Annotated in this window: 24 protein-coding genes and 1 pseudogene; 6 read left to right on the forward strand and 19 right to left on the reverse strand. The window is 61.7% G+C overall.

Annotated elements, in window-relative coordinates:
* The 9 genes from pdhA to NKI25_RS25150 all read right to left on the reverse strand — a co-directional run bounded on the left by pdhA (position 1) and on the right by NKI25_RS25150 (position 9,943).
* Positions 1-1,041, reverse strand: coding sequence for a pyruvate dehydrogenase (acetyl-transferring) E1 component subunit alpha (gene pdhA / locus NKI25_RS25110; RefSeq protein WP_352568599.1), 1,041 nt, complete (start codon positions 1,039-1,041; stop codon positions 1-3).
* Positions 1,042-1,211: 170 nt separating this feature from the next.
* Entirely contained in the window at positions 1,212-1,532 is a 321-nt protein-coding gene (locus tag NKI25_RS25115; RefSeq protein WP_352523806.1) for an FtsB family cell division protein, read from the reverse strand.
* Between the two features lie 135 nt (positions 1,533-1,667).
* Entirely contained in the window at positions 1,668-2,942 is a 1,275-nt protein-coding gene (eno, locus tag NKI25_RS25120) for a phosphopyruvate hydratase (RefSeq protein WP_352568598.1), read from the reverse strand.
* Positions 2,943-3,355: 413 nt separating this feature from the next.
* Positions 3,356-3,721, reverse strand: coding sequence for a PRC-barrel domain-containing protein (locus NKI25_RS25125; RefSeq protein ID WP_023675091.1), 366 nt, complete (start codon positions 3,719-3,721; stop codon positions 3,356-3,358).
* A 122-nt stretch (positions 3,722-3,843) separates the two neighbouring features.
* Positions 3,844-4,695, reverse strand: a complete 852-nt coding sequence (gene kdsA / locus NKI25_RS25130; RefSeq protein ID WP_352568595.1) for a 3-deoxy-8-phosphooctulonate synthase — start codon at positions 4,693-4,695, stop codon at positions 3,844-3,846.
* Positions 4,692-5,579 (reverse strand): VOC family protein, encoded by an 888-nt coding sequence (locus tag NKI25_RS25135; RefSeq protein ID WP_352568594.1) that lies wholly within the window; start codon positions 5,577-5,579, stop codon positions 4,692-4,694. Before NKI25_RS25135 ends, kdsA begins: the two co-directional genes overlap by 4 nt.
* Positions 5,580-5,675: 96 nt before the next feature.
* On the reverse strand, positions 5,676-5,963 hold the full coding sequence (locus NKI25_RS25140; RefSeq protein WP_352785014.1) for a Dabb family protein: 288 nt from the start codon (positions 5,961-5,963) through the stop codon (positions 5,676-5,678).
* Between the two features lie 604 nt (positions 5,964-6,567).
* Complete coding sequence (locus NKI25_RS25145; protein ID WP_352999672.1) at positions 6,568-8,547, reverse strand: bifunctional 2',3'-cyclic-nucleotide 2'-phosphodiesterase/3'-nucleotidase; 1,980 nt, start codon at positions 8,545-8,547, stop codon at positions 6,568-6,570.
* 130 nt (positions 8,548-8,677) lie between these two features.
* Positions 8,678-9,943, reverse strand: a complete 1,266-nt coding sequence (locus NKI25_RS25150; RefSeq protein ID WP_352785008.1) for an NAD(P)/FAD-dependent oxidoreductase — start codon at positions 9,941-9,943, stop codon at positions 8,678-8,680.
* A 180-nt stretch (positions 9,944-10,123) separates the two neighbouring features.
* Between NKI25_RS25150 and NKI25_RS25155 the strand changes: the two genes are divergently transcribed.
* Positions 10,124-10,780 (forward strand): 5-formyltetrahydrofolate cyclo-ligase, encoded by a 657-nt coding sequence (locus NKI25_RS25155; RefSeq protein ID WP_352785005.1) that lies wholly within the window; start codon positions 10,124-10,126, stop codon positions 10,778-10,780.
* Between the two features lie 13 nt (positions 10,781-10,793).
* Here NKI25_RS25155 and NKI25_RS25160 read toward each other — a convergent pair whose 3' ends face one another.
* Entirely contained in the window at positions 10,794-11,267 is a 474-nt protein-coding gene (locus tag NKI25_RS25160) for an Lrp/AsnC family transcriptional regulator (protein ID WP_023675099.1), read from the reverse strand.
* Between the two features lie 156 nt (positions 11,268-11,423).
* Between NKI25_RS25160 and ald the strand changes: the two genes are divergently transcribed.
* Positions 11,424-12,539: an alanine dehydrogenase gene (gene ald / locus NKI25_RS25165; RefSeq protein WP_023675100.1), complete on the forward strand. Its 1,116-nt coding sequence runs from the start codon at positions 11,424-11,426 to the stop codon at positions 12,537-12,539.
* A 240-nt stretch (positions 12,540-12,779) separates the two neighbouring features.
* Here ald and NKI25_RS25170 read toward each other — a convergent pair whose 3' ends face one another.
* From NKI25_RS25170 to NKI25_RS25195, 6 genes are all read right to left on the reverse strand, one after another.
* Positions 12,780-13,247, reverse strand: coding sequence for a DUF1203 domain-containing protein (locus NKI25_RS25170; protein ID WP_023675101.1), 468 nt, complete (start codon positions 13,245-13,247; stop codon positions 12,780-12,782).
* A 77-nt stretch (positions 13,248-13,324) separates the two neighbouring features.
* Positions 13,325-14,131 (reverse strand): 4-hydroxy-tetrahydrodipicolinate reductase, encoded by an 807-nt coding sequence (gene dapB / locus NKI25_RS25175; RefSeq protein WP_023675102.1) that lies wholly within the window; start codon positions 14,129-14,131, stop codon positions 13,325-13,327.
* 150 nt (positions 14,132-14,281) lie between these two features.
* Entirely contained in the window at positions 14,282-14,845 is a 564-nt protein-coding gene (locus tag NKI25_RS25180; protein WP_023675103.1) for a GNAT family N-acetyltransferase, read from the reverse strand.
* Positions 14,846-14,850: 5 nt separating this feature from the next.
* Positions 14,851-15,702 carry a 3-mercaptopyruvate sulfurtransferase gene (gene sseA, locus NKI25_RS25185; protein WP_023675104.1) on the reverse strand — a complete coding sequence of 284 codons (852 nt, stop codon included), beginning with the start codon at positions 15,700-15,702 and terminating at the stop codon, positions 14,851-14,853.
* A gap of 35 nt (positions 15,703-15,737) precedes the next feature.
* Entirely contained in the window at positions 15,738-16,481 is a 744-nt protein-coding gene (locus NKI25_RS25190; RefSeq protein WP_023675105.1) for an alanyl-tRNA editing protein, read from the reverse strand.
* The gene (locus tag NKI25_RS25195; protein WP_023675106.1) at positions 16,481-17,515 is read right to left on the reverse strand and encodes a cysteine synthase A; all 1,035 of its coding nucleotides are present in this window, start codon (positions 17,513-17,515) and stop codon (positions 16,481-16,483) included. The genes NKI25_RS25190 and NKI25_RS25195 overlap by 1 nt, the downstream gene beginning before the upstream one ends.
* A gap of 215 nt (positions 17,516-17,730) precedes the next feature.
* Here NKI25_RS25195 and NKI25_RS25200 point away from each other — a divergent pair, with 215 nt between their 5' ends.
* The gene (locus NKI25_RS25200; RefSeq protein WP_352457508.1) at positions 17,731-18,552 is read left to right on the forward strand and encodes an SDR family oxidoreductase; all 822 of its coding nucleotides are present in this window, start codon (positions 17,731-17,733) and stop codon (positions 18,550-18,552) included.
* A gap of 25 nt (positions 18,553-18,577) precedes the next feature.
* Positions 18,578-18,733, forward strand: a pseudogene (locus tag NKI25_RS25205) (alpha/beta hydrolase); the annotation flags it as partial.
* A gap of 102 nt (positions 18,734-18,835) precedes the next feature.
* Here the strand turns inward: NKI25_RS25205 and NKI25_RS25210 are convergent.
* Positions 18,836-20,254 carry a DEAD/DEAH box helicase gene (locus NKI25_RS25210; protein WP_023675109.1) on the reverse strand — a complete coding sequence of 473 codons (1,419 nt, stop codon included), beginning with the start codon at positions 20,252-20,254 and terminating at the stop codon, positions 18,836-18,838.
* 387 nt (positions 20,255-20,641) lie between these two features.
* On the opposite strand from NKI25_RS25210, the gene NKI25_RS25215 reads away from it, so the two are divergent.
* Together NKI25_RS25215 and NKI25_RS25220 are read left to right on the forward strand one after the other, a co-directional pair.
* The gene (locus tag NKI25_RS25215; RefSeq protein ID WP_352471824.1) at positions 20,642-22,174 is read left to right on the forward strand and encodes an acyl-CoA carboxylase subunit beta; all 1,533 of its coding nucleotides are present in this window, start codon (positions 20,642-20,644) and stop codon (positions 22,172-22,174) included.
* A 7-nt stretch (positions 22,175-22,181) separates the two neighbouring features.
* The gene (locus tag NKI25_RS25220; protein WP_352568585.1) at positions 22,182-23,252 is read left to right on the forward strand and encodes a M48 family metallopeptidase; all 1,071 of its coding nucleotides are present in this window, start codon (positions 22,182-22,184) and stop codon (positions 23,250-23,252) included.
* 44 nt (positions 23,253-23,296) lie between these two features.
* Here the strand turns inward: NKI25_RS25220 and NKI25_RS25225 are convergent, their stop codons facing one another.
* Together NKI25_RS25225 and NKI25_RS25230 are read right to left on the reverse strand one after the other, a co-directional pair.
* Positions 23,297-25,300, reverse strand: coding sequence for a hypothetical protein (locus tag NKI25_RS25225; RefSeq protein WP_352593864.1), 2,004 nt, complete (start codon positions 25,298-25,300; stop codon positions 23,297-23,299).
* The gene (locus NKI25_RS25230) at positions 25,297-26,826 is read right to left on the reverse strand and encodes an NAD(P)H-hydrate dehydratase (RefSeq protein ID WP_352568583.1); all 1,530 of its coding nucleotides are present in this window, start codon (positions 26,824-26,826) and stop codon (positions 25,297-25,299) included. The genes NKI25_RS25225 and NKI25_RS25230 overlap by 4 nt, the downstream gene beginning before the upstream one ends.
* Positions 26,827-26,897: the final 71 nt, after the last annotated feature.

Raw genomic sequence — 26,897 nt, forward strand, 5'->3', positions numbered from 1 at the left:
TTAAAGTACGATATCGGTCCAGAGCTCGGACGGATCCGGCTCCGCGTCGTTCTGGGCAAATTCTGCAGCGTCGGCGACAACGTCGCGGACTTCCTTGTCGATGGCCTTGAGCTCGTCCTCGCTTGCCCATTTCTTGTCGAGCAAGCGTGCCTTGACCTGTTCGATCGGGTCACGTTCGGAGCGCATTTTCTGCACTTCCTCCTTGGAGCGATATTTTGCCGGATCCGACATCGAATGGCCGCGGTAGCGGTAGGTCTGCATTTCGAGAATGAGCGGCCCGTTGCCGGCGCGGCACCATTCGCCGGCGAGGTCGCCGGCGGCCTTGACGGCGCGCACATCCATGCCGTCGACCTGGATGCCTGGAATCTTGAAGGAGGCGCCGCGATGCGAAAAATCCGTCTCGGCCGACGAGCGCGAGACCGAGGTGCCCATGGCATAGCGGTTGTTCTCGATGATATAGACCACCGGAAGCTTCCACAGCGAGGCCATATTGAAGCTTTCGTAGACCTGGCCCTGATTCGCGGCGCCATCGCCGAAATAGGTCAGCGTCATATTGTTGTTGCCGCGATAGCGGTTGGCGAAGGCAATGCCGGTGCCGAGCGACACTTGCGCGCCGACGATGCCGTGGCCGCCGTAAAAATGCTTCTCCTTGGAGAACATGTGCATGGAGCCGCCCTTGCCTCTGGACAGGCCGCTACGGCGCCCGGTCAGTTCGGCCATGACGCCGCGCGGCGACAACTCCATGGCCAGCATATGGCCATGATCGCGATAGGCGGTGATCATCTGGTCGCCATCGATCAGCGCCATCTTCATGCCGGTAACGACCGCTTCCTGGCCGATGTAGAGATGGCAGAAACCGCCGATGAAGCCCATGCCGTAAAGCTGGCCGGCCTTTTCCTCGAAGCGGCGGATGAGCAGCATGTGCCGGTAGGCGGCAAGCTCCTGGTCTTTGGTGAATTCAACAGGCTTTGGGGTGGAAAGGCCCGGCGTTTTGCCGTCGGATTTGGATTTGGCAGGCGCTTTTCTGGCGGCGGTGGCCATGCATCACTCCCTGTTGGCGTCTCTTGGCGGACAGCGAGGGAGATCAGTCTCCCACCGATTTGAGGCAGGCTAACATGCAGGGAAGGCTTTCGCCATGCCGAAAACGCATGGCTGTCATGCATCTAAGCGATTAAAATCATTGCAAATATCGCCGATTAACGGAAATCCAGTTATCTTGCGGCCGGCAGCATGATGGTGATCTCGTCGGCATGGGACAGATTAAGCGCCTTGCGCGCCTGCTCGTCCAGCATGTCCTTCTCGAGCGTGCCCTCATGCATCAGCTGGACGCGGCGCTCCAGGTCGATCCGGCGTGCCTTGACGGCATCGAGCCTGCCCTGCAATTCGACAGTCTCGGCTTCGAGCCGATACTTGGAATAGATGCCGAACTCGCCATGATAGGCATGGAAGCCGAAATAGGTCAGGAACACCACGCAGAGCGAGGGGATGATAAGCCGGCCGGTGTTTCTTTGCTTGTGCTGGCGTGTCCACATGGTCCGAATCCTCTGCGCCGCCTTTGTCGCCCGATTGTGCTTAATGGACGGTTACAGACTGTTGGATTCAGAGCCAGGAAGCAAAAAAGGGCGGGAATGTCCCCGCCCTCGCCGCCGCGGATTTTCTCTCGGAAATCAGCTTTTCACGATGGACTTGCCGGCATATCGCGCCTGCTTGCCGAGCTCCTCCTCGATGCGGATGAGCTGGTTGTACTTGGCCATGCGATCCGAGCGTGACAGCGAGCCCGTCTTGATCTGCCCGCAATTGGTGGCAACGGCGAGGTCGGCGATGGTCGAATCCTCGGTCTCGCCCGAGCGGTGCGACATCACCGCGGTATAGCCGGCCTTGTGCGCGGTCTCGACGGCGTCGAGCGTTTCGGTAAGCGAGCCGATCTGGTTGACCTTGACCAGGATCGAATTGGCGACACCCATGCGGATGCCGTCGCGCAACCGCGCCGTGTTGGTGACGAACAGATCGTCGCCAACCAACTGCGTTTGCTTGCCGATGAGATCGGTCAGCATTTTCCAGCCGTCCCAGTCATCCTCGGCCAAGCCGTCCTCAATGGTGATGATCGGGTAGTCGGCAGCGAGTTTGGCCAGATATCTGGCCTGCGCCTTCGGGTCGCGGGTCTTCCTCTCGCCTTCATAGACGTAGTTGCCATCCTTGAAGAATTCGGTCGCCGCGCAGTCGAGGCCTAGCGCAACCTCCTCGCCGGGCTTGAAGCCAGCCTGCTCGATCGATTCCATGATGAAGTCGAGCGCGGCCGGCGCGCTCTTCAGGTTGGGGGCAAAGCCGCCCTCGTCGCCGACATTGGTGTTGTGGCCGGCGTCCTTCAACTTCTTTCGCAGCGTATGAAAGATCTCCGAGCCCCAGCGCACGCCGTCGCGCAGCGTCGGCGCGCCGATCGGCAGGATCATGAATTCCTGGAAATCGATCGGGTTGTCGGCATGCGCGCCGCCATTGATGATGTTCATCATAGGCACCGGCAGCACATGAGCTTTGGTACCGCCGACATAACGGTACAGCGGCAGGTCGGCCGCTTCGGCCGCGGCCTTGGCCACCGCCAGCGACACGCCGAGGATGGCATTGGCGCCGAGCCGGCTCTTGTTGGCCGTACCATCGAGATCGATCATGGTCTGGTCGATATGGATCTGATTCTCCGCCTCCATGCCGCCGATCGCCTCGAACAGCTCGCCGTTCACCGCCTCGACCGCTGTCAGCACGCCCTTGCCGAGATAGCGGGGGCCGCCATCGCGTAGTTCGACTGCCTCATGCGCGCCGGTCGAGGCACCGGACGGCACCGCGGCGCGACCCATCGAGCCGTCTTCGAGCACGACGTCGACCTCGACGGTCGGATTTCCGCGGCTGTCCAGGATTTCACGCCCGACAATGTCGATGATGGCCGTCATTGCGATGTCCCCGATTGATCGATTGAAGCGTCGCGCACCTCTTAGCCAAAGCGCTGCAAAACGCAATCGGGGCACTTGCAAATATTGCCCGTGCGCCCATTGCCGCTCTTGGGATTCACGAAGCACGAAGCGCTGTCATCATTTGTCATGCGCCGCATGCCGGTTTCTGGTCTATGGCTGTTGTCGCGCGGGGCGAAACAGGAGGAGTTTCGCCATGTCCCAGTTGAGCGGTATTGTGAGTTTGTTCCTGATTGCGGCTGCGTTCCTGACGTCGTGCGACAATCAGCAACCCCCGCAGGGATCGTCGCCTTTGCCGGCCCTGCAGATTGCGCAGTAGCATCCCGCCACATCGAAAGGCCCCCGATTTCCGGGGGCCTTTTTGATTCCAGGAGACTTAGTCAGTGCCAGTAAGGTCAGTGCCAGTAAGGCTCGACCTTGTAGTAGTTGTATGAGGCGTCACGCGCGGCCTCTCCGTCGGCGCCGGTCAGCTCGTTGATCGAATAGGAAGGAGCGGCCATCAGCTGGTCTTTGGTGAACGGCACGACATAGCCACCCTTGTTCTCATCATAGTCTAGGCTTGCCCACGGAATGGCGTGGTATTTCTCGCCGATGCCGAGAAATCCGCCAAAACCGATCACGGCAAACATGATTCCGTTCGACAGTTTGTCGAGCATGACGTCCTCGATGTCGCCGATATGAGTGCCTTCCGTATTGTAGACCGATGTGCCGATAACCCGCGAAGCGGCGATGGCTTCGGTGTGTCCCGTCTGGGTCGTCATGGTGTGCTCCTCGTCGTCGTTGACATTAGATTTTGACAATGAGGGCCGCGGGCTAAGGTTCCAGGCGGGTTCGAAATTCTTCAAAGTTTTCTTGGCCGCGCTGCTGTGGCGCAACTGCTGGTTCAACCCACGCTTTTGGCGATGCGATCGAACGCCATCAGCCGTTCAAGCAATGCGGGAAGATCCTTCAGCGGCACCATGTTGGGACCGTCGGAAGGCGCGTTGTCGGGGTCCTGGTGCGTCTCGATGAAGACGCCGGCTACGCCAACCGCGACGGCCGCGCGCGCCAGCGTCTCGACAAAGCGCCGGTCACCTCCAGACGAACCGCCCTGCCCACCCGGCTGCTGCACGGAATGGGTGGCATCGAAAATCACCGGCGCGCCGATCTCGGCCATGATCGGCAGCGCCCGCATGTCGGACACCAGGGTGTTGTAACCAAAGGATGCGCCGCGCTCGGTGACCAAGACATTGGCGTTGCCGGAGCCGATGATCTTGGCGACGACGTTCTTCATGTCCCACGGCGCGAGGAATTGCCCCTTCTTCACATTGACCACCTTGCCGGTTCTTGCCGCAGCAATCAGCAAATCGGTCTGCCGGCTAAGGAAGGCAGGAATCTGCAGGATATCAACATGCGGCGCGACGATCGCGCATTGTTCCTCGGTATGGACGTCAGTCAGGATCGGCAGCGAAAAATTCTTGCGCAAATCGTCGAAGATCGGCATTGCCGCTTCAAGTCCCGCACCGCGCGTGCCGCCAAGCGAGGTGCGATTGGCCTTGTCGTAACTGGTCTTGTAGACGAGCCCAATGCCGAGCCTTTCGGTCAGTTCCTTTAGCGCACCGGCCATGTCGAAAGCGTGCTGCCGCGATTCCAACTGGCATGGACCGGCGATCAGCGACAGGGGCGCGCTGTTGCCGAAAATGACCTTGCCGACCGCAACGGAAGAGTTCGGCATCAGGGGATTGAGCTTGTTCATGCGATCTCCCGGAAAATGAAGGCTGCGCCCTGCCCTGGCGCCGGCGGCACGATGGTATCACCGCCGCGCATGTGGTGTTCGACGGAATTGGCTGCAAGCAACTTGGCGACGGCATCGCCATGCCTAATCGAAAAGACGATCCCAGCAAAGCGGAGTTCAGATTGCGCCTCGGCAGGAATGCCAAAGCGTGCCGAATAGGCTGCAGGATCCAGAACGGTCACGACGGCATTCGGCAACTCATAGACAGTGCCGCCGCCCTGCGCCTCGATTCCGGCTACGATCGAAATCAAATGGCCTTGTTCGAAAGGTTCGCCACTGACTGCCACGATTTCGACAATGCCGGTTGCGCCATTGGCGTGGGCCTGCAACGCAGTACGGTCGACGTTCGGCGCATTGATCCGCTCGCAGGCGAAGAGAAAAGCGTCCGTTGTCTTGCCTGTAGCCGCGAAGGCCAGTTTGAACGATGCGGTGTCGCTCTTTCCTGTCGCATCAGCGAAGGCGCGCGAAAAACTGAGCATGTCTCCCGCCGACAGTTCGGCTTCGATGAAGCGCGCGTGGTCCGCGGCGGCGCTGTCGGTGCCCAGCGCCACGGCAGAAAATCCTTCATCGCCGTTTTTTTCGCGATAAGTGAGATCACGCCCGACAAAGACATTGCGGTTCGCGATCGCCGTTGCCACAGTCTGTCTGTCGGCGACAGCGAGCGGCTCGAGATAGGTGCCGTCGGTGAGGAAGACACAGCAGTTTTCCGTTCCGAAAGGGTGGATACCTGTCGGCGCAACGGTAAAGCCGAGCGAGGTCAAGCGCGCCCGCGCAACATCGAGGCTCGCTGTCGGCAGCACCAGGTGATCGAGCGGATGAGGCCTTGCGGGGGTGTTCTCGGTCATGTCCCGCGCGATGTGCCTCATTCCTGAAAATGGTTCAAGGGCTTGGCCGACGCCTCAGCGGAAAGACCACATCAGCGCGTAGGAGACGGCGGCTCGTCAACTTGCCACGATATCGGCCGAATAACGCAATTCGCGCAGCGGTTTTACCCGGCTGGTGGTCTCTGCATAGAGCGGATGCGCCTTGTAGGCGGCGAGCGCTGCCTCGTCCTCGAACTCGGCATAGACGACCACATCGATTTCATGCGAGAGCGGGTCGACCTTGGTGTTGAGCATCACCTCGAAATGGCGCGAGTGGGGTATCTCGCCGAGCGCCAGCAGACCCGTACGCACTGCCTCGACGTCCGCTTTACGCCGCGCGCTGAAGAAAACGATATGCCGGATCAACCCAGCCTCCTGGACCGTTGGACCGGCGTTCTTTTGTGTCAGCGGGAGCGTGCCGTCAATCGGCAGGATGTCGCGTCGGCGAACCGTGGCGAAAAAGAGAAACTACACCATACTGGTTACATAGTGCACGACGCGGGTCACCTCCCTGATGGTCCTGTCGAGGTAGCGGCCTTGGTTGTAAATGCCGTCCCAGATCAGGAAAAAGGTGACGGTTGTGATGATGATGACATAACGCATGGCTGAAACTAGCGTATATGGATGCTTGCAACCATAGTGATTCCGGCCCTGCTGGGACCCTCCCCGAATTTTAACGGCCTTTGGTCTGTCCGCTGCGATGCTTGCTGGCCAGAATGGCGCTACCGCTGCAGGGCGCCTTGGAAAGATAACCCCGCTCGGCTTCGACGACCGCTTCCCGCCTCGATCGACCAACTGCCACACGATTATTCCGGTGGGATTTCGACGGACGCGCTGGATCTGGTCATGCCGCCGTCAAGCGGCGTTTCGCACCACCTGCTTGAAGAGGCCCCTGTCTCAAACGGATTGGCCGTATCGGGACAGTATCTTAACGCTGAGACAGTTTCGAGCCGACGCTCAAATCCTTGCCTCAAAGCGTGATGCGGTATTTTGCAAAGCCCGCTTCGCCCTCGCCCGCCGGCTCGATCTTCAGCGACTTCACTTGCGCAATAAACTCTCTCGCCTTGGCGCCGGTCTCGAATACGACGCTGGTTCCCGGTAGTGGCGCAAACGACCAGTTGGCGTCCGCCGACGGGTTGATGGTGCCTTTGCTGACGATATAGCGCACGATCACGTCGCGGTTGGTGTCGGGCGCTTCGTAGATGATCTTCGAGGCATTGATCTCCGGGAAATTGCCCCCGCCGCCGGCCCGGTAGTTGTTGGTTGCGACGATGAATTTCCGCATGGGATCAATTGGTTTGCCGTCGAACATCAAGTCAATGATGCGGTTCGAGCCGGCGTTCACCAGCCCGCCCTTCGGATCGTATTTCGGTGGCTGCGACAGATCGATCCGGTAGGTGACGCCGTCGATCACGTCGAAATTATAGGATGGGAAGTCGGTGTTGATGAGCGCCTGGTCGGCTTTGCCCGGTTCGATCCGGTTGAAGATGCCGGCCGACATTTCCAGCCATTCCTTCACCTCTGCCCCGGTGATTTCGACGGCGCGCACCGTGTTTGGATAGAGGTAGAGGTCGGCGACGTTCTTTATGGCGATATCGCCCACCGCCACGTCGGTGTAATAGTCGGCGCCGTTGCGCCCGCCGGCCTTGAACGGTGCCGCCGCCGACAACAGCGGCATATCCTTCCACTCTGTGTTCTTCAGGATGTCCTTCAAGTACCAGGTCTGCGCCTGGCTGACGATCTGCACCGATGGATCGTCGGCGACCAGCGCAAAATAGGAATAGAGCGGCGCCGAGGTTTTGCCGACCGGCCGGCGCACATAGGCAAGCGTCGCCTCGTGGTCCGGTTTGAGCGCGTCGATGATGCGCTGGTCGTCCGCGACGGTCGGCTTGTTCGTTTTGTCGACCCGCTCAAAGATCGGCCTGGCCTCAGAGGTCGCCGAGACGATTTTCCACGTCGATCCGTCGCGCTCCAGCAAAAGATCGATCAGCCCCATGTGCGAGCCCCAGAAGCCGGCCATGACGGCGGGCTTGCCTTGCAACGTGCCTTTCGCCGTATCGACGGCGTCCAGCGACTGAAAGTCCTTCTTGCCGGGGAAGACCAGATGCTGGTGGCCGATGAACACCGCATCGATACCTTCGACACCGGCAACGAAGAAGGAGGCATTCTCCATCATGTCGCTTTGCTTCACGTCGATGCCGGAATGGGAGAGCGCAATGACGATGTCGGCGCCTTCTTCCTTCATTTGCGGCACCCACGCTTTGGCCGCCTCGACGATGTCGCGCGTCTTGACGCTGCCCTCGAGATTTTTCAGGTCCCAGACCATGATCTGCGGCGGCACGAAGCCGATGATGCCGATCCTGATCGGCTGCTCGGCGCCCGACCCGTCTTTGATCTTCCTGTCGAGGATGACGTAAGGCTTGAGATAAAGCTTGTCGTCGCGCGGGTTCGCGGCGGGCTCCGTGCCGCGGATCAAATTCGCGCAGACAAACGGGAAATTGGCACCGGCCAGCACCTTGTCCATGAACGACAGGCCGTAGTTGAACTCGTGGTTGCCGAGCGTCGAGCATTCGTAGCCGAGCAGGTTCATGCCCTTCATGACCGGATGCAGATCGCCATCCTTCATCCCCCTCTCGTAGGCGATGTAGTCGCCCATCGGGTTGCCTTGCAGAAGGTCGCCATTATCGATCAGCATCGCGTTGGTAGCTTCCTTGCGCACGGCTTCAATCAACGATGCCGTTCGCGACAGCCCCATCGTGTCGTTAGCTTTGTCGGCGTAGTAGTCGTAAGGCAGCACATTCACGTGGATGTCGGTCGTCTCCATAATCCTCAGATGCGCCTGATTGGCTTGAGCCCGGGCGGAGAACGGGTGCAGCATGATCAGCGCTCCGCTGGCGGCAACGCCGGCGAGGAAATCGCGGCGTGAGACGAGGTGGCGCAATTGGGACATTCGTTTTCTCTTTCTTCCACGACGTGACAAGTCTTGCCCGAAGCAAAGCTTCGCGCCGAAATCCAGCCGAGTCCAGAAGCCGATTCCATCAAGAGGAGGTGACGCGCTGATAAATGTCCGGCAGCAACAATCAGCCCTTGTCGTCGTCGCCTTGGGTGATCAACCGCGCGCTGCGCTGACCGGTGAAGTAGATCCATAGCCAGCTCAGGGAAACCGCAAGCCGGTTACGGAAGCCGATCAGGAAGTAGATATGCGCCAAGCCCCATAGCCACCAGGCAAGCCGGCCGGTAAGCTTGATCCAGCCGAAATCGATGGCCGCGGCGCGCTTGCCGATCGTCGCCAGATCGCCGTCATGCCTGTAGCGGAACGGACGTACCGTTGTGTCGCCGGCGAGCCTGGCCTGGATCGTCGCGGCGACGTGCCGTCCCTGCTGCTTGGCTGCGGGCGCGACGCCCGGCACCAACCGGCCATCCGGCCGCAGGACGTGCGCTGCGTCACCGATGACGAAAATCTCCGGGTTTCCCGGTACAGTGAGGTCGGGCTCGACAAGCACCCTGCCCGCGCGGTCCGCTGCCGCGCCGAGCCATTCGGCGGCCGGCGAAGCGGCGACGCCCGCCGCCCACAGGATTGTCCTGGCCGGCAAATGTGTGTCGCCGAAGACGACACCCTCAGCATCGCAGCGCGTAACCGCTCGGCCGAGTTCGACGGTCACGCCGAGCCGTTCGAGCGCCTTCATTGCATAATCGGAGAGTTCCGGCGCGAAATTGGCAAGAACGCGGTCGCCGGCCTCAATCAGCACCACACGCGTCTGCCGCGTGTCGATGTTGCGGAACTCGCCGCGCAGCGTGTCGTGCGCCAGTTCGGCAATGGTGCCGGCCAATTCCACGCCAGTCGGCCCGCCGCCGACGATCGCCAGCGTCAGCAATGCCTGGCGCTGGGCGGGATCGGTTTCCCGCTCGGCCTGCTCGAAAGCCAAAAGGATACGCCGTCGAATGGTGGTGGCGTCCTCCAGTGTCTTCAGGCCCGGCGCGAACGGCTCCCATTCGTCATGGCCGAAATAGGCGTGCCGCGCACCGGTGGCCAACAGCAACGTGTCGTAGGCGACCGTGCCGCCATCCTGCAGCAGCACGCGCTTGCCGGTGCGGTCGATGCCAGTCACGGTGGCAAGCAGCGTCGTCACGTCCTTGCGTTTGCGCAGGAGATGGCGGATCGGCCAGGCGACTTCGGAGGTTGCCAGCGCCGTCGTCGCCACCTGGTAGAGCAGCGGCTGAAAGACGTGATGATTGCGCCTATCGATCATGGTGATGCGCACCGGCGCGCCGGTAAGTGCGCGGGTGAATTCGAGGCCGCCGAATCCGGCGCCTACGACGACGACGTGATGGTTGGCTATGTTCATCTCACTCATCCCTCTCGCCAAGGCTGATGTAAGTATCGTTGTGCAGTGCAGCAATGCCCGCGCTGCAACTGCCTGGGACTCGTCTCTTGATGTCGTGAATACGCATGCTGCAGACTCATTCCCGGATATAGCTTACGTCCCGGATACGACTTGGTTGGAACAGTATATTGCAGGTGAAGCATGGCTAGGAATGAAGATGAAGACCCAGCGCAGTACGCCTCGCCGCCTTGTTTTATGCACGAGCTTGATCCGGAGTTCCAAGCGCCGCTATCCGACTGGACCGACGTAAGGCGCTGGCGCAAGGCCGAGCGCGAGCGGTTGATCGTATCCCGCCTTGCCGTTTCGGCCGACACGCGCGCAGCCATGTCGCAGCGCATTGCCGAAGGGCTCGACGCGGTGATCGGCGACATCGCCGGCCGCATGGTCAGCCTCTACTGGCCGTTTCGCGGCGAGCCGGACCTGCGCCCGTGGATGGAAACCGTTAACGCGCGGGGCGGGCGCACGGCGTTGCCCGTCGTTGTCGAGAAAGACCGGCCGCTTGTCTTTCGCGCCTATACCCACGGAGACCGGCTGGAGAAGGGCGTCTGGAATATCCCGATACCGGCCGAGGGTGATCCGGTGTTGCCCGACATCGTCATTTCGCCGATCGTCGGCATCGATCCCGGGCAGTTTCGCCTGGGTTATGGCGGCGGCTTCTTCGATCGCACGCTTGCCGCGATGCCCTTCAAACCGCTGGTCGTCGGCGTCGGCTACGAACTGCAGCGCATCGTCACCATCTACCCGCAGCCGCACGACATTCCGATGGACCGTGTGGTGACCGAGGCAGTCAACACCTAGGCGAGTTCGGGGCCTAGGCGAGTTCAGGTTTCATTCCCACGGCCGTGCGATCGACGATTTCGCGCAAGGCAAAAGACGAATTGATCTTCGTCACATGCGGCATTGCCGACAGCCACTCCTTGTGGATGCGTTCGTAGTCGACGAGATCCTTTGCCGCGATGCGCAGGATGTAGTCATATTCGCCCGACATCAAATGGCAGGACAGGACGTTCGGGCAGCGCTTTATCGCTGCCTCGAAATCCGACAACGTCTTCTCGAATTGCCCGGACAGCGATATATGTACGATCGCCGTCATCTGGTGCCCAAGTGCAGCGTTGGACAGCCGTGCGTGATAGCCGCGGATGGTTCCGGATTTCTCCAGATTGTCCAGCCGCCGCGAACAGGCCGACTGCGACAGGCCAACCTTCTCGGCGAGCGCTGCGTTGGGTATCCGCCCGTCTTTCTGCAGCGTCTCGAGAATGGCGATATCAATCCTGTCGAGCGGCATTTTTGCGGGTTCCTGCGATAATTCTAATGTTTTGCGCAACGATTATCGAACAGTGGCCTCTCTGGCAAGCGCATTCGCAAACACTTACCGAACGATTCGTGGTTCACTATCTCTAGACAGGGAACGAGCCCCAAAGGGCCGGATCAGGAGAAAAAGATGCGCGTCGGTTGCCCCCGGGAAATCAAGAACCATGAATACCGCGTCGGCCTGACACCGGGTTCGGTCCGTGAATATGTCGCGCATGGCCATGAAGTGCTGATCGAGACCGGCGCCGGCGCCGGCATCGGCGCCGATGACAACGCGTATCGCGCCGCCGGCGCCACGATTGCCAAAACGGCCGCCGACGTTTTTGCCAAGTCTGACATGATCGTGAAGGTCAAGGAGCCGCAGCCCAACGAATGGGTTCAGCTCCGCGACGGCCAGATCCTCTATACCTATCTGCATCTTGCCCCGGATCCGGAGCAGACCAAGGGCCTGCTGGCCTCCGGCGTGACCGCGATAGCCTACGAGACGGTCACCGACGAGCGCGGCGGTCTGCCGCTGCTAGCACCGATGTCGGAAGTCGCCGGCCGCCTGTCGATCCAGGCGGGCGCAACGGCGCTGCAAAAGGCCAATGGTGGCCGCGGCGTGCTACTTGGCGGCGTGCCCGGCGTGCTCCCCGGCAAGGTCACTGTGCTCGGCGGCGGCGTCGTCGGCCTGCATGCTGCACGGATGGCCGCCGGCCTTGGCGCCGACGTCACCATCATTGACCGCTCGATCCCGCGCCTGCGTCAGCTCGACGACATCTTTGGCGGCCGCGTCCACACCCGCTACTCGACCGTCGAGGCGCTGGAGGAAGAATGTTTTTCGGCTGACATCGTCGTCGGCGCCGTGCTGATCCCGGGGGCAGCAGCGCCCAAGCTGGTGACGCGCGAAATGCTGTCGGGCATGAAGAAAGGCGCCGTGCTGGTCGACGTCGCCATCGACCAGGGCGGCTGCTTCGAGACCTCGCACGCCACCACCCATGCCGAGCCGACCTATGAGGTCGATGGCGTCATCCACTATTGCGTCGCCAACATGCCGGGTGCGGTGCCGGTCACCTCGGCCCACGCGCTCAATAATGCGACGCTGCATTATGGCCTGCAGCTCGCCGACAAGGGCCTCAAGGCGCTGGTAGACGACCACCATCTGCGCAACGGGCTGAACGTCCACAAGGGCAAGATCACGAATCGCGCAGTGGCCGAAGCGCTCGGTTACGACCTGGTCGAGCCGAAGGCCGTTCTCGCCGCCTGAGCTGTCCGAATCTGCCTCTCCAGTGCCCGTCGGATTCGTCCGACGGGTTTGTCGAAAAACTGAAAAGTGTCGGGCGCGCGGAATAACCGGACAACAAAAAAGCGGAGCCAAAGCCCCGCTTCCTCGGTTGTCGAAAATTCCCGCCGGTTCATCCGCGGTCGGCAAATCGATCGACAGTGTGTTTCTACCGCTTGTATGCGACGGGAGTACGACAGCCCCAAGCCGGTGCAGCCTGTCCGGTTACGCGCGGTCGATCCGGCACTGATAGCAATTGTTGCGCGCCGAGCGGATGTGGACGTAAGCGATGTCGTCGCGTTCGAACAACGTCTCTGCCCGTGCGGCAATTGCGTCGGTCGGAATGACGCCGCCGCTGCCGTAAACGATGCGGTCGTCCTTGCCATAACCGCGCACAATGTAATCGCTGCTTTCGAGCATTTCGGGAAGCATTTTCCCCTCGGCGGCGCGTTCGCATTCTTTCGCATGCAGAAAGATCGGCCCCGTTTCGGCATAAGGCTGCAGCTCCGGAAAAGGCCGATAGGCCAAAACAAGATAGGCTTCTCCCACAGCAATATTTTTCAAGCAATGACGGCAAGGCACGCCGTCGCCATCCGAAAGTTGCCGCTCTGGCTTCAAGCCATAAGCATCCGGCCCGCCGCGCTGAAGTGCCCGGACAGCATTGGTTGGCAAGGCTTTGAATTTTAGCGTCATGGCAAAATCTCCGGTGTCGTCGACCGGAAATTATGCTCGCAAGGCAGAGCTTCCCACCCGATTCCTGCCGAAATGGATCAATCCATCAGCGCCTCGAGACCACGAACCAGACCTTTGATCTGCTGTACCCGTCTGATGGCGAGCAGCGTGCCCGCCACGTAAGGCGCCGCGGACGAGCCGGCGTCGTGGCGTATGGTCAGCCGCTCGTCTGGCAGACCGAACAGCGCCTCGCAGGACAGGATGTAGGACGGCAGGCGAAGCGCGTGCACTTGCACCCCCTCGCCTGCGCCGACCGCACCACCGCGTGTGGCCGGCACGCCGGAGACCTCGGAGACCGGCTTTGCCGTTGAGGCCTTGCGGATGTCGGCCAGCGCTTCAGCAAGCTCTCGTGCGGTTCCGGAGGGCGCGTCGGGCTTCTTTGCACTAGCATAATCGATGACCTCGACGTCCGGCACGTATTTTGCCGCCATAAGTGCAAACCGCTTCATCAGCGTGGCGGTGATGGAAAAGTTGCCAGCGGCAACAACGCCGACGCCATTGGCGCGCGCCGCGGCGTCGATCTCGGCATAGTCGGCAGCTCCCAGTCCCGACGTGCCGATCACCGTGTGCCGCCCGTTGTCGATGGCGAGCAGCACATGGTCTTTCACGACATGCGGCTTGGTGAAGTCGACCAGCACGTCCGACGGCGCCTCCAGCGCCTCGGCCAGCGAGGCCGAAACGGCAATACCATTAGCCGGCATACCAACCAGCAGACCGGAATCCTGCCCCGCGCCGCTGCGTGATACAGCCCCGGCCAGCGCCATGTCGCCTTGCGCCCCGATCGCCGGAACCAGCGCTTTGCCGACCCAGCCGGTCGCGCCGGCCATTACCACGCGTATTGCCATCGTGCGATCCTCCATCACCCATCGGTTTTTAGACGATAGCGATATGGAAAGAGCCAAGCTCATTCAAGTCGGGCTCACCTTTGAGTGTTGATCCAGAGACTCTGGGACGTTGCAAAGACAAGCTGAAGCTCGGATGAACGGGCCTGAAAATCAGGGCCGCATGACGCTGGCCGCGCGCTCGGCAAAAGACATCGGATGTACGACCTCCTTTTTTTGCGCCACTGGCGTAAAGCCGAGTTTTTGATAGAGCGGCAGTGCTGCTGGGTGATCGAGGGTGCAGGTCTGCACGGTTATCCGCCTTGGCCCGTGCGACCATGCCGCGGCGATTGCCGCACCGAGGAACCAGCGGCCGATGCCTTGCCCGGTCGCGTGCTCCATCATTCCGAAATAAGCGAGTTCCACTTCCTCCGGCAAATGCGGCTTGAGGTCGAAGAAGCCCGCCGGCGCACCATCCAGATAAAGCACCCTGATGTCGCGGTCCTCGCGGTGGATGCCCGCCGCAAGCTCCTCGTCGCTCAGCCTCAACACATTGACCCAGTGCCATTTGCGGCCGACCCGATCCATCAAATAGCGGTAGAAATGCAGGGGAATGTCTTTGGTCTTGAGCAGCGCGATCTGGCGGTTGTACGGCAGCGGCGGCGAATAGGCAGGCGGCACATGCATTTCGAGAAACGTCACGGTGACATCGATGTCTTCCAGCGATCCGTCTTCCATCACCGTCAGTCCTTGCCCGTCACGACAGGCGTGTCGGAAAGCCCGCCCCATTCGGTCCATGAACCGTCATAAAGCCTGTTGTCGGCATGGCCAAGCGTCTCCAAAGCTAGCGTGACGGCTGCCGCGGTGACGCCCGACCCGCAGGAGGTGACGACCGGCTTCGACAGGTCGATGCCGGCTCCTTCGATCACTTTGCGCAGCCTGTCCTTCGGCAACAATTCGCCGTTTTCCGAAAGCGCCGAAAACGGCACGTTGTGCGCGCCCGGCATATGGCCGGAGCGGATGCCGGGGCGCGGCTCCGGCTCGGTGCCGGCAAAACGGCCAGGCGAGCGCGCGTCGGCGATCTGGCTCTCCCCCGTCTCGACGATCCGGCGCATGTCGGCAAGGCTGGCGACGCGGGCGGCATCGAAGTTGGCATAAAACACGCAAGGCGCGATCTTCGTCGGCTCCGCCGTCACCGGCCGTCCGGCGGCTTTCCAACGATCGAAGCCGCCGTCGAGTATATAGACCTGGAACACGCCCATGACGCGAAACAACCACCAGGCGCGCGGTGCAGAAAAGAACCCTGGCCCGTCATAGACAACAATCGTGTCATCGGCCGAAATACCCATCGCGCCGACATATTGCGCGAAATGCTGCGGCGACGGCAGCGTGTGCGGCAGAGCCGCGTCGGGGTCCGAAACCGCATCCTGGTCGAGGAAGCGGGCACCTGGAATATGCGCTACGTCGTACTCGGCGCGCGCGTCACGCTTTTGCGCCGGCAGATACCAGGACGCGTCGACAATCGTCAGGCCGGGTTCGCCGAGCCGCTTCTGTAACCAATCGGCATCGATGGTGAAAGGACTGTCGTCGGCCATCTTTTCTCTCCTGTCCCGTCCGTCGCAGTCCTATATCAGGCTGGCGGCATAGGACCAAAGCGAATGCGGAAGCGCCGGTTCTCGCGGCCCTTCTTCTCGATCTTGCCGATATGGATCTCGCCGATTTCGCTGGTGCTCTTTACATGGGTGCCGCCGCAAGGCTGGCTGTCGATCGAAGCGTTCTCGCCGATGCAGACCAATCGGATCCTTCCCGTGCCGGCCGGGGGCCGCACATTCTTGGATTTCACCAGGCCCGGATTGGATGCCAGTTCCTCGTCGGAAATGAGCCGGGTGAAGATCGGGTGGTCGGCTCGCACCAGCTCCATCAGTCTGGCCGTCACGTCTTCCTTGGTAAAGCCGGCGTCCGGGATGTCGAAATCGATACGGCTGTCGTCCTCGGAAACCGCGGCGCCGGTGATCGGGAACGGACAGACGACGGTAAGCAGGTGGCAGGCAGAATGCATGCGCATCAGCAACTGCCGCCGCGGCCAGTCGATGGCGAGCCTCATGCGCTCGCCCACCTTTGGAACTGCCTGCTCCGGCGCCGGCACATGGATGATCTCGTCCTTGGTTTCGCCGGTGATCGTAGCGGCAATCGCTATGCCGGTGCCGTCGGCGCGTTCGAGGCTGCCGGTGTCGCCCGGCTGCCCGCCCGATGTGGCGTAAAACACCGTCCGGTCCAGAATGATACCGCCGCGATCATTGACTGCGACGACGGTGGCGTCGGCCGTCCCCAGATAGGCGTCGTCACGAAACAGCGCTTCGGTCTTGTGCGCCATCACGCAACCCTTTCGAACGGTACCGAAATCGTGCTCTGTTGCTCCATCCACCCCGGCACCGGCAGCTTCTTTTCGCGCAGGAATTCAGGATTGAACAGCTTCGACTGGTAGCGCGTGCCGTAGTCGCAAAGCATGGTCACGATGGTGTGGCCGGGGCCTAGCTCGCGCGCCAGGCGAATGGCGCCGGCAATGTTGATGCCCGTCGAACCGCCAACGCAAAGCCCCTCCTCCTGGATCAGGTCGAATACGATCGGCAGCGCGTCCTCGTCGGGGATCTGGAAGGCAAAATCGGGTGTAAAGCCTTGGAGGTTGGCGGTGATCCGCCCCTGCCCGATGCCTTCGGTGATCGAACTGCCCTCGGATTTCAGCTCGCCGCTGGTGTAGAAGGAATAGAGCGCTGCCCCCAGCGGATCGGCCAGCGCGATCTTGACCTGGTTGTTTTTGGCCTTCAGCCCGAAACCGACGCCTGCCAGAGTGCCGCCGGAACCGACCGCCGACACGAAACCATCCACCTTGCCGTCGGTCTGGTTCCAGATTTCTTCGGCCGTGGTGCGGATATGGCCGTCACGGTTGGCGACATTGTCGAACTGGTTGGCCCAGATCGCGCCGTTCGGCTCACTCTTCGCCATCTGCTCGGCCAGCCGGCCCGACAGCTTCACGTAGTTGTTCGGGTTCTTGTAAGGCACGGCGGGCACTTCGATCAGCTCGGCGCCGAGCAGTTTGATTGTATCCTTCTTCTCCTGGCTCTGGGTGTCGGGAATGACGATCACCGTGCGGTAGCCGAGCGCCTTGGCAACCAGTGTCAATCCGATGCCGGTATTTCCGGCCGTCCCCTCGACGATGACGCCGCCGGGCCGCAGCAGCCCGCGCTGCTCCGCATCGCGGATGATAAACAGGCCGGCGCGGTCCTTTACCGACTGCCCGGGATTCATGAATTCGGCCTTGCCCAGGATCTCGCAGCCGGTTGCTTCCGAGGCCTTGTTGAGGCGGATCAGGGGCGTGTTGCCGATCACGTCGATCACAGAACGGGGCATGGAGATTCCTTTGTGGGTGCGGCGAAACCCTAGAAACCCGAAGCTTCGGTTTCAAGGCAAGAATTTGCCTGGTCCAGTCGCATTTCGCACACTGCAATTCCTGCAGCCAGGAGCGCCCGACCGGTATTCATTTCAACCATGTACCGAAAAGCACTCTTTTCATTCGATTTCTTCACCGGTAGAGCACAGGCTAAGAAGAGCCGGCGGGGCGCAACATGACACTCTATCGGGCCAATCCGAAGCATGGCGTCGCCTGGATTACGGGCGGCAGCAGCGGTATCGGCCGTTCGCTGGCCAAGGATCTTGCCGCTCGGGGCTATGTCGTCGCGGTGACTGCGCCAGATGACCATCCGATCGATACGCTCATCGTCGAAACGGCGCAGATGGCGGGCCGTGTCGCAGCCTATCCTTGCGACGTGACCGACGAAAAACGCATGGCGAAGACGGTTGCAGCGATCGAGAAAGATCTCGGTCCGATCGTGTTGGCAGTGTTCAACGCTGGAAGCTATATCGCAACGCCGGGCGAGGATCTTGTGGCGCGCAATTTCCGTCGGTCTTTCGAAGTCAATTATTTCGGCATCATCAACGGCCTGCTGCCAGTCATCGAACGCATGCGCGTGCGCTCGCGCGGCCATGTCGTGCTGATCGGTTCGGTTACCGCCTATTTCGGCTGGCCCACCACCGCCGCCTATGGCGGCACCAAGGCGGCGGTCAATATCCTGGCCGAGTCGCTGAAATACGATTTCGACAAGATGAACGTCCGCATCCAGGTGATTAATCCGGGCTTTGTCGACACGCGGCTGACCGAAAAGAACTTCCTGCCGATGCCGGGCTTGATGCCGGTCAATCTGGCCTCGCGCCGCATCGCGCAAGGCATCGAATACGGCGGCTTCGAAGTCACTTTCCCACGCCGCCTGAGTTGGACGCTGAAGCTGCTCAGGATGCTGCCGAGGCCGTTCTGCCGATGGGTGATCAGCACGGTCACCCGCTGGAATGCGCGGCCGCTGAATTTCGACCGCAAGCCGCCAGTCGAGTAGGATCGGTGATGGGCGAGCGATCGTACTTGCGGGTCGCTGGGGCGCCGCACATGAATTGATGCCGGCCGACGATACCGGCGACCCGGACAACCACGTCATTGCCGGCGACGCGCTGTCGCCATCGACCACGGCTTTCCTCGCGCAGCGGATCGTCGTGTGGATCGAGGCGGTGGTAAAGTGAACCAAAGGCCCCCAAGCAAGAGGGCGACCGAAGCATCGCTCCGGTCGCCCTCTTCAATCGTGTGTGACCAAGCCAGGCTTGGCCGACCGCAACACGGTCAGATTATGCGGCCCGCGCTGCTGGCCGCTTGCCGCCGAAGCGGCGCTTGTTATTGCCCTTGAAGGGCTTGGCGCCTTCCGGCTTGCGCTCGCCCGCAAAGGCCGGCTTGTCGCCGAACCGCTTCTTGCCGAAGCCATTGTTTGCGCCGCCGGGCCGCCTGCCGTCGCGACGGCCATTGCGGTCGTTGCGATCATTGGCCGGTTCGAAGCTGCGCTCGTTCTTCTCGGCGGGATTGCGCTGCGGATCGGGGCTGCCGAGATGGTCGGCAACGATCGGCAGCTTGGTGCGGATGATGCGCTCGACCTGACGCAGCTTGCTGTTTTCAGACGGGTCGCAGAGTGTGATGGCGATGCCGTCCATGCCGTTGCGGCCGGTGCGGCCGATGCGGTGGACATAGCTCTCCGCCTCGTCCGGCAGGTCGAAATTCACCACATGGCTGATGCCGGGCACGTCGATGCCGCGTGCCGCAATGTCGGTCGCCACGAGAATGCGCACCGAACCCTCACGGAAATCGTTGAGTGCCTTCTGACGGGCATTCTGCGACTTGTTGCCGTGGATGACGGCGGCCTTGAAGCCGTCGCGCTCGAGATCCTTGGTCACCCTGTCGGCGCCATGCTTGGTGCGCGAGAAGATGATGACGGACTTCATCGCCTCATCGGCAAGCATGTTGGCCAGCACCTGGCGCTTCTGCTTGGTGCGGGCAAAGACGACACCCTGCACGATCTCGGCTGCCGCGGTGCTGTGAGGAGCGACTTCGACGCGGATCGGGTTCTTCAGCAGGCCTTTCGCCAGTTCGGCGATCTCGGCCGGCATAGTCGCCGAGAACAGCACCGTCTGACGGTCCGGCGCCGTCGCCTTGGCGATGCGCTTCACGTCGTTGATGAAGCCCATGTCGAGCATGCGGTCGCCTTCGTCGAGCACCAGCCATTTGGTGTCGGCAAGCATCAGGTCGCCTTCACGCACAAGGTCGGTCAGCCGACCGGGCGTTGCGATCAGGATGTCGACGCCGGGCGCAACCTTCTTCACCTGGCTGAAGCGCGAGACGCCGCCCAGCACGAGCGCGGTCGATACATGCGCGCCCTTGGCGAGCAGCTTGATCATCTCCTCGATCTGCACCGCGAGTTCACGTGTCGGCGCCAGGATCAGCGCGCGGGCCGTCTTCGGCCGGCGCTTGGTGCCAAGTGCGATGATCTTCGACAGGATCGGCAGCGCGAACGCCGCCGTCTTGCCCGAGCCGGTCTGGGCGATGCCGAAAATGTCGCGGCCTTCGAGCTGCGGCGGGATCGCCTGGGCCTGGATCGGCTTCGGATCGGTAAAGCCGGCGGCATTGGTGGCCTTGAGCAGTGCGCCGGTAATTCCAAGTGCGGCGAAACCGTTCAGTTCCCCAGTGTCCTTACCGATCAAAATGTTCTCATTGGTCAAAATATTCTTCTTTCATGCGGCTTCTGGCCGCAAACATCGATGGCGGCAGGGCGCAACCTGCCGTCGAAAATTGTCATGAAACGACAAGGCGGGCGGACGTCATCGTCCACACGGCTGCGCTGTCGTGCCCGCAGGCTTCATGCCACGGGGCTTTTTCGCCACCTTGCCGATCTGTCGGGAAGAGGGAAAACAGACGCAACCAGTCTCATTCGTCGAGAAGGCCGGATTATCCCGGCCCAAGCGCCTATACGGCCGCATATGGCCCAGTTCGCTTCGGAATGCAAGGGGTCCGATGTTGCAGCGCAACAAAAGCCATGAGGAAGCGGCGCTTGCGCTCTCCCCCAGGCATGATTACCACAATCCAGCTTTCTGTTTCGGGGACCGGTCATGAAGGACGTGCTGAAGGAACTCGAGCGCCGCCGCGAGATCGCCCGCATGGGCGGCGGCCAGGCCCGCATCGACGCCCAGCACAAGAAGGGCAAGCTGACCGCCCGCGAACGCATAGACGTCTTTCTCGACGAGGGCTCGTTCGAGGAGTTCGACATGTATGTCGAGCACCGCTCGACCGATTTCGGCATGGAGAAAACCAAGATCGCCGGCGACGGCGTCGTTACCGGCTGGGGCACCGTCAACGGTCGCCCGGTCTATCTTTTCGCCAAGGATTTCACCGTGTTCGGCGGCTCGCTGTCCGAGGCGCATGCCGAAAAGGTGGTCAAGGTGCAGGAGATGGCGCTGCGCAACCGCGCGCCGATCATCGGCCTTTACGACGCCGGCGGCGCCCGCATCCAGGAAGGCGTGGCGGCGCTCGGCGGCTATGCCGAGATCTTCCAGCGCAATGTACTGGCCTCTGGCGTCATCCCGCAGATTTCACTGATCATGGGCCCCTGCGCCGGCGGCGATGTCTATTCGCCGGCGATGACTGACTTCATCTTCATGGTTCGCGAAACGTCCTACATGTTCGTCACCGGGCCGGATGTGGTGAAGACCGTCACCAACGAGACGGTCACCGCCGAAAGCCTCGGCGGCGCTTCTATCCACACGACGAAGTCCTCGATCGCCGACGGAGCCTACGACAATGACGTCGAGGCGCTGCTGCAGATGCGCCGGCTGGTCGATCTGCTGCCCGCTTCCAACACGGCGGAAATTCCCGAGATCGAATGCTACCAGTCGGTCACCGATCACGATCTGTCGCTCGACAGGCTGATCCCCGACAATGCCAACAAACCCTACGACATCAAAGAGTTGATCCTTAAAGTTGCCGACGAGGGTGACTTCTTCGAGATCCAGCAGAATTTTGCGAAAAACATCGTCACCGGCTTCGGCCGTATCGAGGGCCGCACCGTCGGCTTCGTCGCCAACCAGCCGATGGTGCTGGCCGGCGTGCTCGATTCGGATGCCAGCCGCAAGGCGGCTCGTTTCGTGCGATTCTGCGACTGCTTCTCGATCCCGATCGTCACCTTCGTCGACGTGCCGGGCTTCCTGCCCGGCACCGCGCAGGAATATGGTGGGTTGATCAAGCACGGCGCCAAGCTTCTGTTCGCCTATGCCGAAGCGACGGTGCCAAAGATCACCGTCATCACCAGAAAGGCCTATGGCGGCGCCTATGACGTCATGGCGTCAAAGCATTTGCGCGGTGACATGAACTATGCCTGGCCAACGGCGCAGATTGCGGTGATGGGCGCCAGGGGCGCGGTCGAGATCATCTACCGCAAGGACATCGGCGACGCGGAAAAGATCGCGGCACATACAAAAGCTTACGAGGATCGCTTCCTGTCTCCCTTCGTTGCCGCCGAGCGTGGCTATGTCGACGAGGTGATCATGCCGCATTCGACCCGCCGCCGCATCGCCCGCGCGCTCAGGATGCTGCGCAACAAGGATATGCAAAACCCCTGGAAGAAGCACGACAACATTCCGCTGTGAGGGGTTGATGTCGCGCCTGGTCCTCTATGTAGGAGCGCGTTTCGGCAGGTTTGCCATCCTGCTCTTCGCCATGCCGCTGTTTTGCCCAATACTCCTGTGGTTCTGGTTCCTCGATTGCTATCCGCTCGCTGTCATCGCGACTGGCGTTGTTGCAATCCCGGCCGCGATGCTGGCCATCGTTCTGTTGATCGGGACATTGTTCGCCGGTTTTCGACCCAGCAAGGTGGACGGGATTACTCGGGAATCAGCCCCGAAATTGTGGGCCGTCTGGGAGAGTATTGCCGGCAAACACCGCGCCAGCCGCACGAGCATCATCCTGAGCGACGATCTCAACGCCAGTATCGGTGAAGAGCGGCCGTTTCTGGGCCTGCTTGGTCGCAGGGCAATTCTCACCGTGGGCCTGCCGCTGCTCGCAGCGACCGACCAAAAGGGGTTTGCGGCGATCTTGGCCCATGAGGACGCCCATCTGAAAAATAAAGATACAAATGGCGGGCTCAACCTGGCCGAACTCGAAAAGAGCTTCGATCTAATCTTCGACTTCGCCCCACCGGGAAAAACCGTTTCGGGCAGCCTGTTCTACTGGATGCTTGGCCCGCTGTCGCGCACGCTGGAGCGCGAAGAAATACGGTTGTCGCGGCGGGCGGAAATTGACGCAGATCGTCATGCAGCGATGTCCGGCGATGCATATGAAACGGCGCGCGCCCTGCTGCTGATCGGTGCTGCCAGTGCGTTCTTCGATGACCAAGTGTATATTCCGCTTAAACGTGAACTGCTTGGCACCATGGTACCGCCTCGTCCACCACTTGAAAGAGTTCTGGCGGCCGCCAGTCACCTGTCGAGGCTTCCCATCCTGCAAGAATATGCGCAAAAGGCCTGGGACGCGCCAGATAAGGAAAGCGCGGATCATCCGCCCTGGTCCGAACGTTTGACTGCTCTTGGATTTAGCTCGGCTCCAGAGATAGAACCAGTTCTGGTTTCCGCCTTGTCGAGCCTGCTGAGCGATGAGATCGTCGCCGAACATGTCCGCCATTTCGACGGCGAATGGACATCGAAGATCGCCGACTATCTCGATCGATAGCTATCCACCTGAAACTATAGCGGCTAATGCGCAGTCGGCGCAGGCTATTCCGCTTCCGCCGCTCCGAACCCGGCCCCCCTCGTCGCGCGGACAGCGCCCGACCATGGCGTGGCGTGATTGTCGATGCGCATCTGGAAGATAAAATAAGTCGGCGAGCAGAAGCCGATGCCCTTCACTTTGCCGATACCGGGTGTATCGGGCGGCAGCGACTGGCACATGTAATCCTCGCGGCAGAAATGGTCGGCCGAACAGGCGGGACGATTACCGCGATTGACGGCGCCGCCGAGGCACTGGTCGAAGTTATTGGTCGCCACGCAGGTGTCGAATTTCTTGCCGCCGACCAGTCCGCAAATCTCGTTCGGCATCGGCTTGCCCGTCTTGAAGGCGGCAAAGCTGCGATCCCGGTCGTCGCAGCCGCGATAGGCGATACCCGCCGGCACACCGATCTTCGGCGGTCGGCAGGTGTAGGCGGCGCGCGAAATGCTTGGCGCGAACGCCGCGAACTGACCGGTGATGGTATACCGGTCATTGAAAGGCTGTGCCGGGTTACTCGCGATGGATCCCGTTAAACAGGGGTGGCCGGAAAACATGTCTTCGCTGTGCTTGGGCAACAGGCATTGCGCCAGCTTGGTGCGTACGCCGGACGAGGTCGCCAGCGGCGTGCAGACGGTGCCGGCGCCGCATTGCCAGGTCGCGCCGAAGCGGGCCGCATCCGCCGGCATCAGGCACGGCATCGCCATCTCGGCCGGCGAATAGGCGATTTCGCCGGCATCGTTCCAGGTCGCCGGCGGCGCGAACGATAACGGGCGAAAGCGGTTCGGTTCCTTGCCGTCGGCAGTCGCGCGCAGCCAGGCGACGCGGCGCGGGATGTCGGCGTGGAGATGCGGGGAGATGCCGACCTCGATGCGGTTGAGCGGCGAGGTCGTCTTGTCGTCGAGGCCGATGAAATGGAAGCCGGCGGTCGAGCCCGCCTGATGGCAGCCCTGGCAGGCGCCGTTGTCCAGCCGCTCGACCAGTGCCTCCGGCGTGCGCACCAGCTTCATTGCAGAGAAATCGACACCAGCGAAATCCGCGGACTGGAACAGTGGCGTGAACAGGTGGTTGGCCTGCCTCGCACTGCCGAAGGTCGACCAAGAGATGACCTTCCTTGCCAGGAATTCCTCGGGAATCTGGTAGACGCCGAGATCGACCGCCGCGACATTGGTGCGGACATAGTCGGCAAGTCTTGCTTTCAGCGCAGCGTCTTCGGCGAGACGTACCGTATCGGGCGTGTTTTCCAGCGGCTTTTCGCTGGCAGCCGCTCCGTCCATGCCGAAAATTCGCATGAGATAGGCAGCCTGCCCGCCGAATTCGGTCTCCTGGCCGGAGGGGAAGCGCACCACTTGCGCATTGAGCTCGAGCTGCTTGAAGGTGAGCGCCGACATTTCCAGCGGGCCACCGGTCAGCCACCCAGCATCGACGTTCTCGTCGAGCTGTGGTGCCCAGCGTCCGGCGACGCCGACACAACCGCCATCGGCATCCGGCGCGGCATTGTAGACGGCACTGAAATTGAACGGCAGGCGCGAGGCCAAAACCTTGCCGTTCTTCTTGAAGCTGTAGGCGAGGCGATAGATGAAGCGCACTTCGCCGCAACTCGTGTCGCCTTGCAACGCGGCGAAGTCGCGCCGGTCGAGCCGGTTGACCACGCCGACAAGGCGGAAGCGTGCGGCCTCGGTCCTCAGCCAGCGCATGTCCATGACACGGCCAACATTGCCGTCGGTCACCTCGTAGAGCGGCCGACCGCCGGCCTTCATCTCGGCCCGCAATGCTGCGACGTCGCTTGCAATCGTTTCGACAATCGCGTGATAGGCCGGAGCCTTGTCATAAAGCGTCTTCAAATCGCCCTTGCCATCGACGCCGAAAATGCCGGCGAACCCGTAACCGTTGCTGTCGAGGGCGGCGAGAACGGCCGGGTCGTCGACGATCGTCAGCGGAGTTTCGGCGTTCGCAGCCTGCGCCATGAATACGGCGCTGACGATCGCAACGAGCAGCGTGAACATGCGGTTCATTCGGCAGCTATCCCGCGACTTTCGATAAGCTCGCGCAGGACCGGCACTAGCGCCGGCGGCAGGTCCTCGGCGATCAGCCCCGGTCCGAAACGGCTGCCGGCCTCGGCATGGATCCAGACTGCCGCACAGGCCGCTTCAAAGGCCGGCATGCCCTGCGCCAGCAGCGCGGCGATGATACCCGACAGCACGTCGCCCGAACCGGCGGTGGCCAGCCAAGGCGCGCCATTGCCGTTGATCGCTGCCCGGCCATCGGGGGCCGCAATCACAGTGTCGGCACCCTTGTAGACGAGAATGGCGTTGGCCCGTTCGGCTGCGGCGCGTGCCTTAGCGAGTTTGGACAGGTCCTTGTCCCCGGCGATATCTGAAAAAAGCCTGGCGAATTCGCCGTCATGCGGCGTCATCACCAGAGCCGGCGCGCTCGGCCGGCTGGCGGCTTCGAACAGGGCATCCGGCGCGTCGCGAAACGATGTGACGCCGTCGGCGTCGAGCACCAAGCCCTCAATCCCGCCGCCCTGCCCATGGGCGCCATTCACCACGGCCAGGGCGAATTCGCGCGTCTTCTCACCAATGCCAAATCCCGGGCCGAGCACGAAGGCCGATGGTCGGCGACTGCCGACGAATTCGTCCACATCCGCGACAGTGTCTACCTTGCGCAGCATGATCGAGGTCAGATGCGCCGCGTTCACATGGATGGCGTTCGCCGGCGACAGCATGGTGACTGCCCCTGCCCCGCTCCTTGCCGCGGCAAGCGCCGACAGCCGCGCAGCACCCGTCGCCGACGGCCCTCCGGAAAAGACGCCGACATGGCCGCGTTTATACTTATGGGCGTCGACGGCCGGAACCGGAAAGCGGCCAAGCCAGAGCGCCGGAATGTTCTCGAATGTTCGTGGTTCAAGCTGCGCAACAACACTGTCGCTTATGCCGATATCAGCGAGCACGATTTCGCCGCACAGCTCGCGCCCCGGCAACAAAAGATGGCCTGGCTTTTTTCGCGCAAAGGTCACGGTGATTCGGGCGTGGAAAGCCTGACCGAGGACATTGCCGCTCTCACCGGAGACGCCCGACGGCAGGTCGACCGCGACGACCGGCGAATTCAACTCCGCCACATTGTCGATCGCCTTGGCGGGGTCGCCGGATAGCGGCTTGGACAGCCCCGCCCCGTAAAGCGCATCGACCACGATCGAGCCCGTCTCGGCAACGAAATCCGGCAGCGGCCGAGCTTCAACCGGGCACTCCGAGGCAGCGACTGCCGCATCGCTGCCGCCTTTAGGCGATCCGGACGCCCATACCGAGACGTCGACGGCGCTCTCCCGAAGGATGCGGGCGACGACATAGCCGTCGCCGCCATTGTTGCCGGGGCCGCAAAGCACATGGACGCGCGTTGCTTTCGGGTAGCGCTTGAGCACCACGGCAGCAACCGCAGCGCCGGCATTGCGCATCAGGCCGATGCCGTCGAATGGACCAGCGGCAATCGCCAGCCGGTCGGCCTCGGCCATTTCGGACGGAGAAAGAAGTTCGTGGCTCATGCGGGCGACATGCACATCATCTGCCGAAGCATTGTCCAGTTTTTGATCCGACGCAAACTACGAAGGTTATG

The organism is Mesorhizobium sp. M0808 (genome assembly GCF_040320025.1).
Taxonomy (GTDB): Bacteria; Pseudomonadota; Alphaproteobacteria; order Rhizobiales; family Rhizobiaceae; genus Mesorhizobium.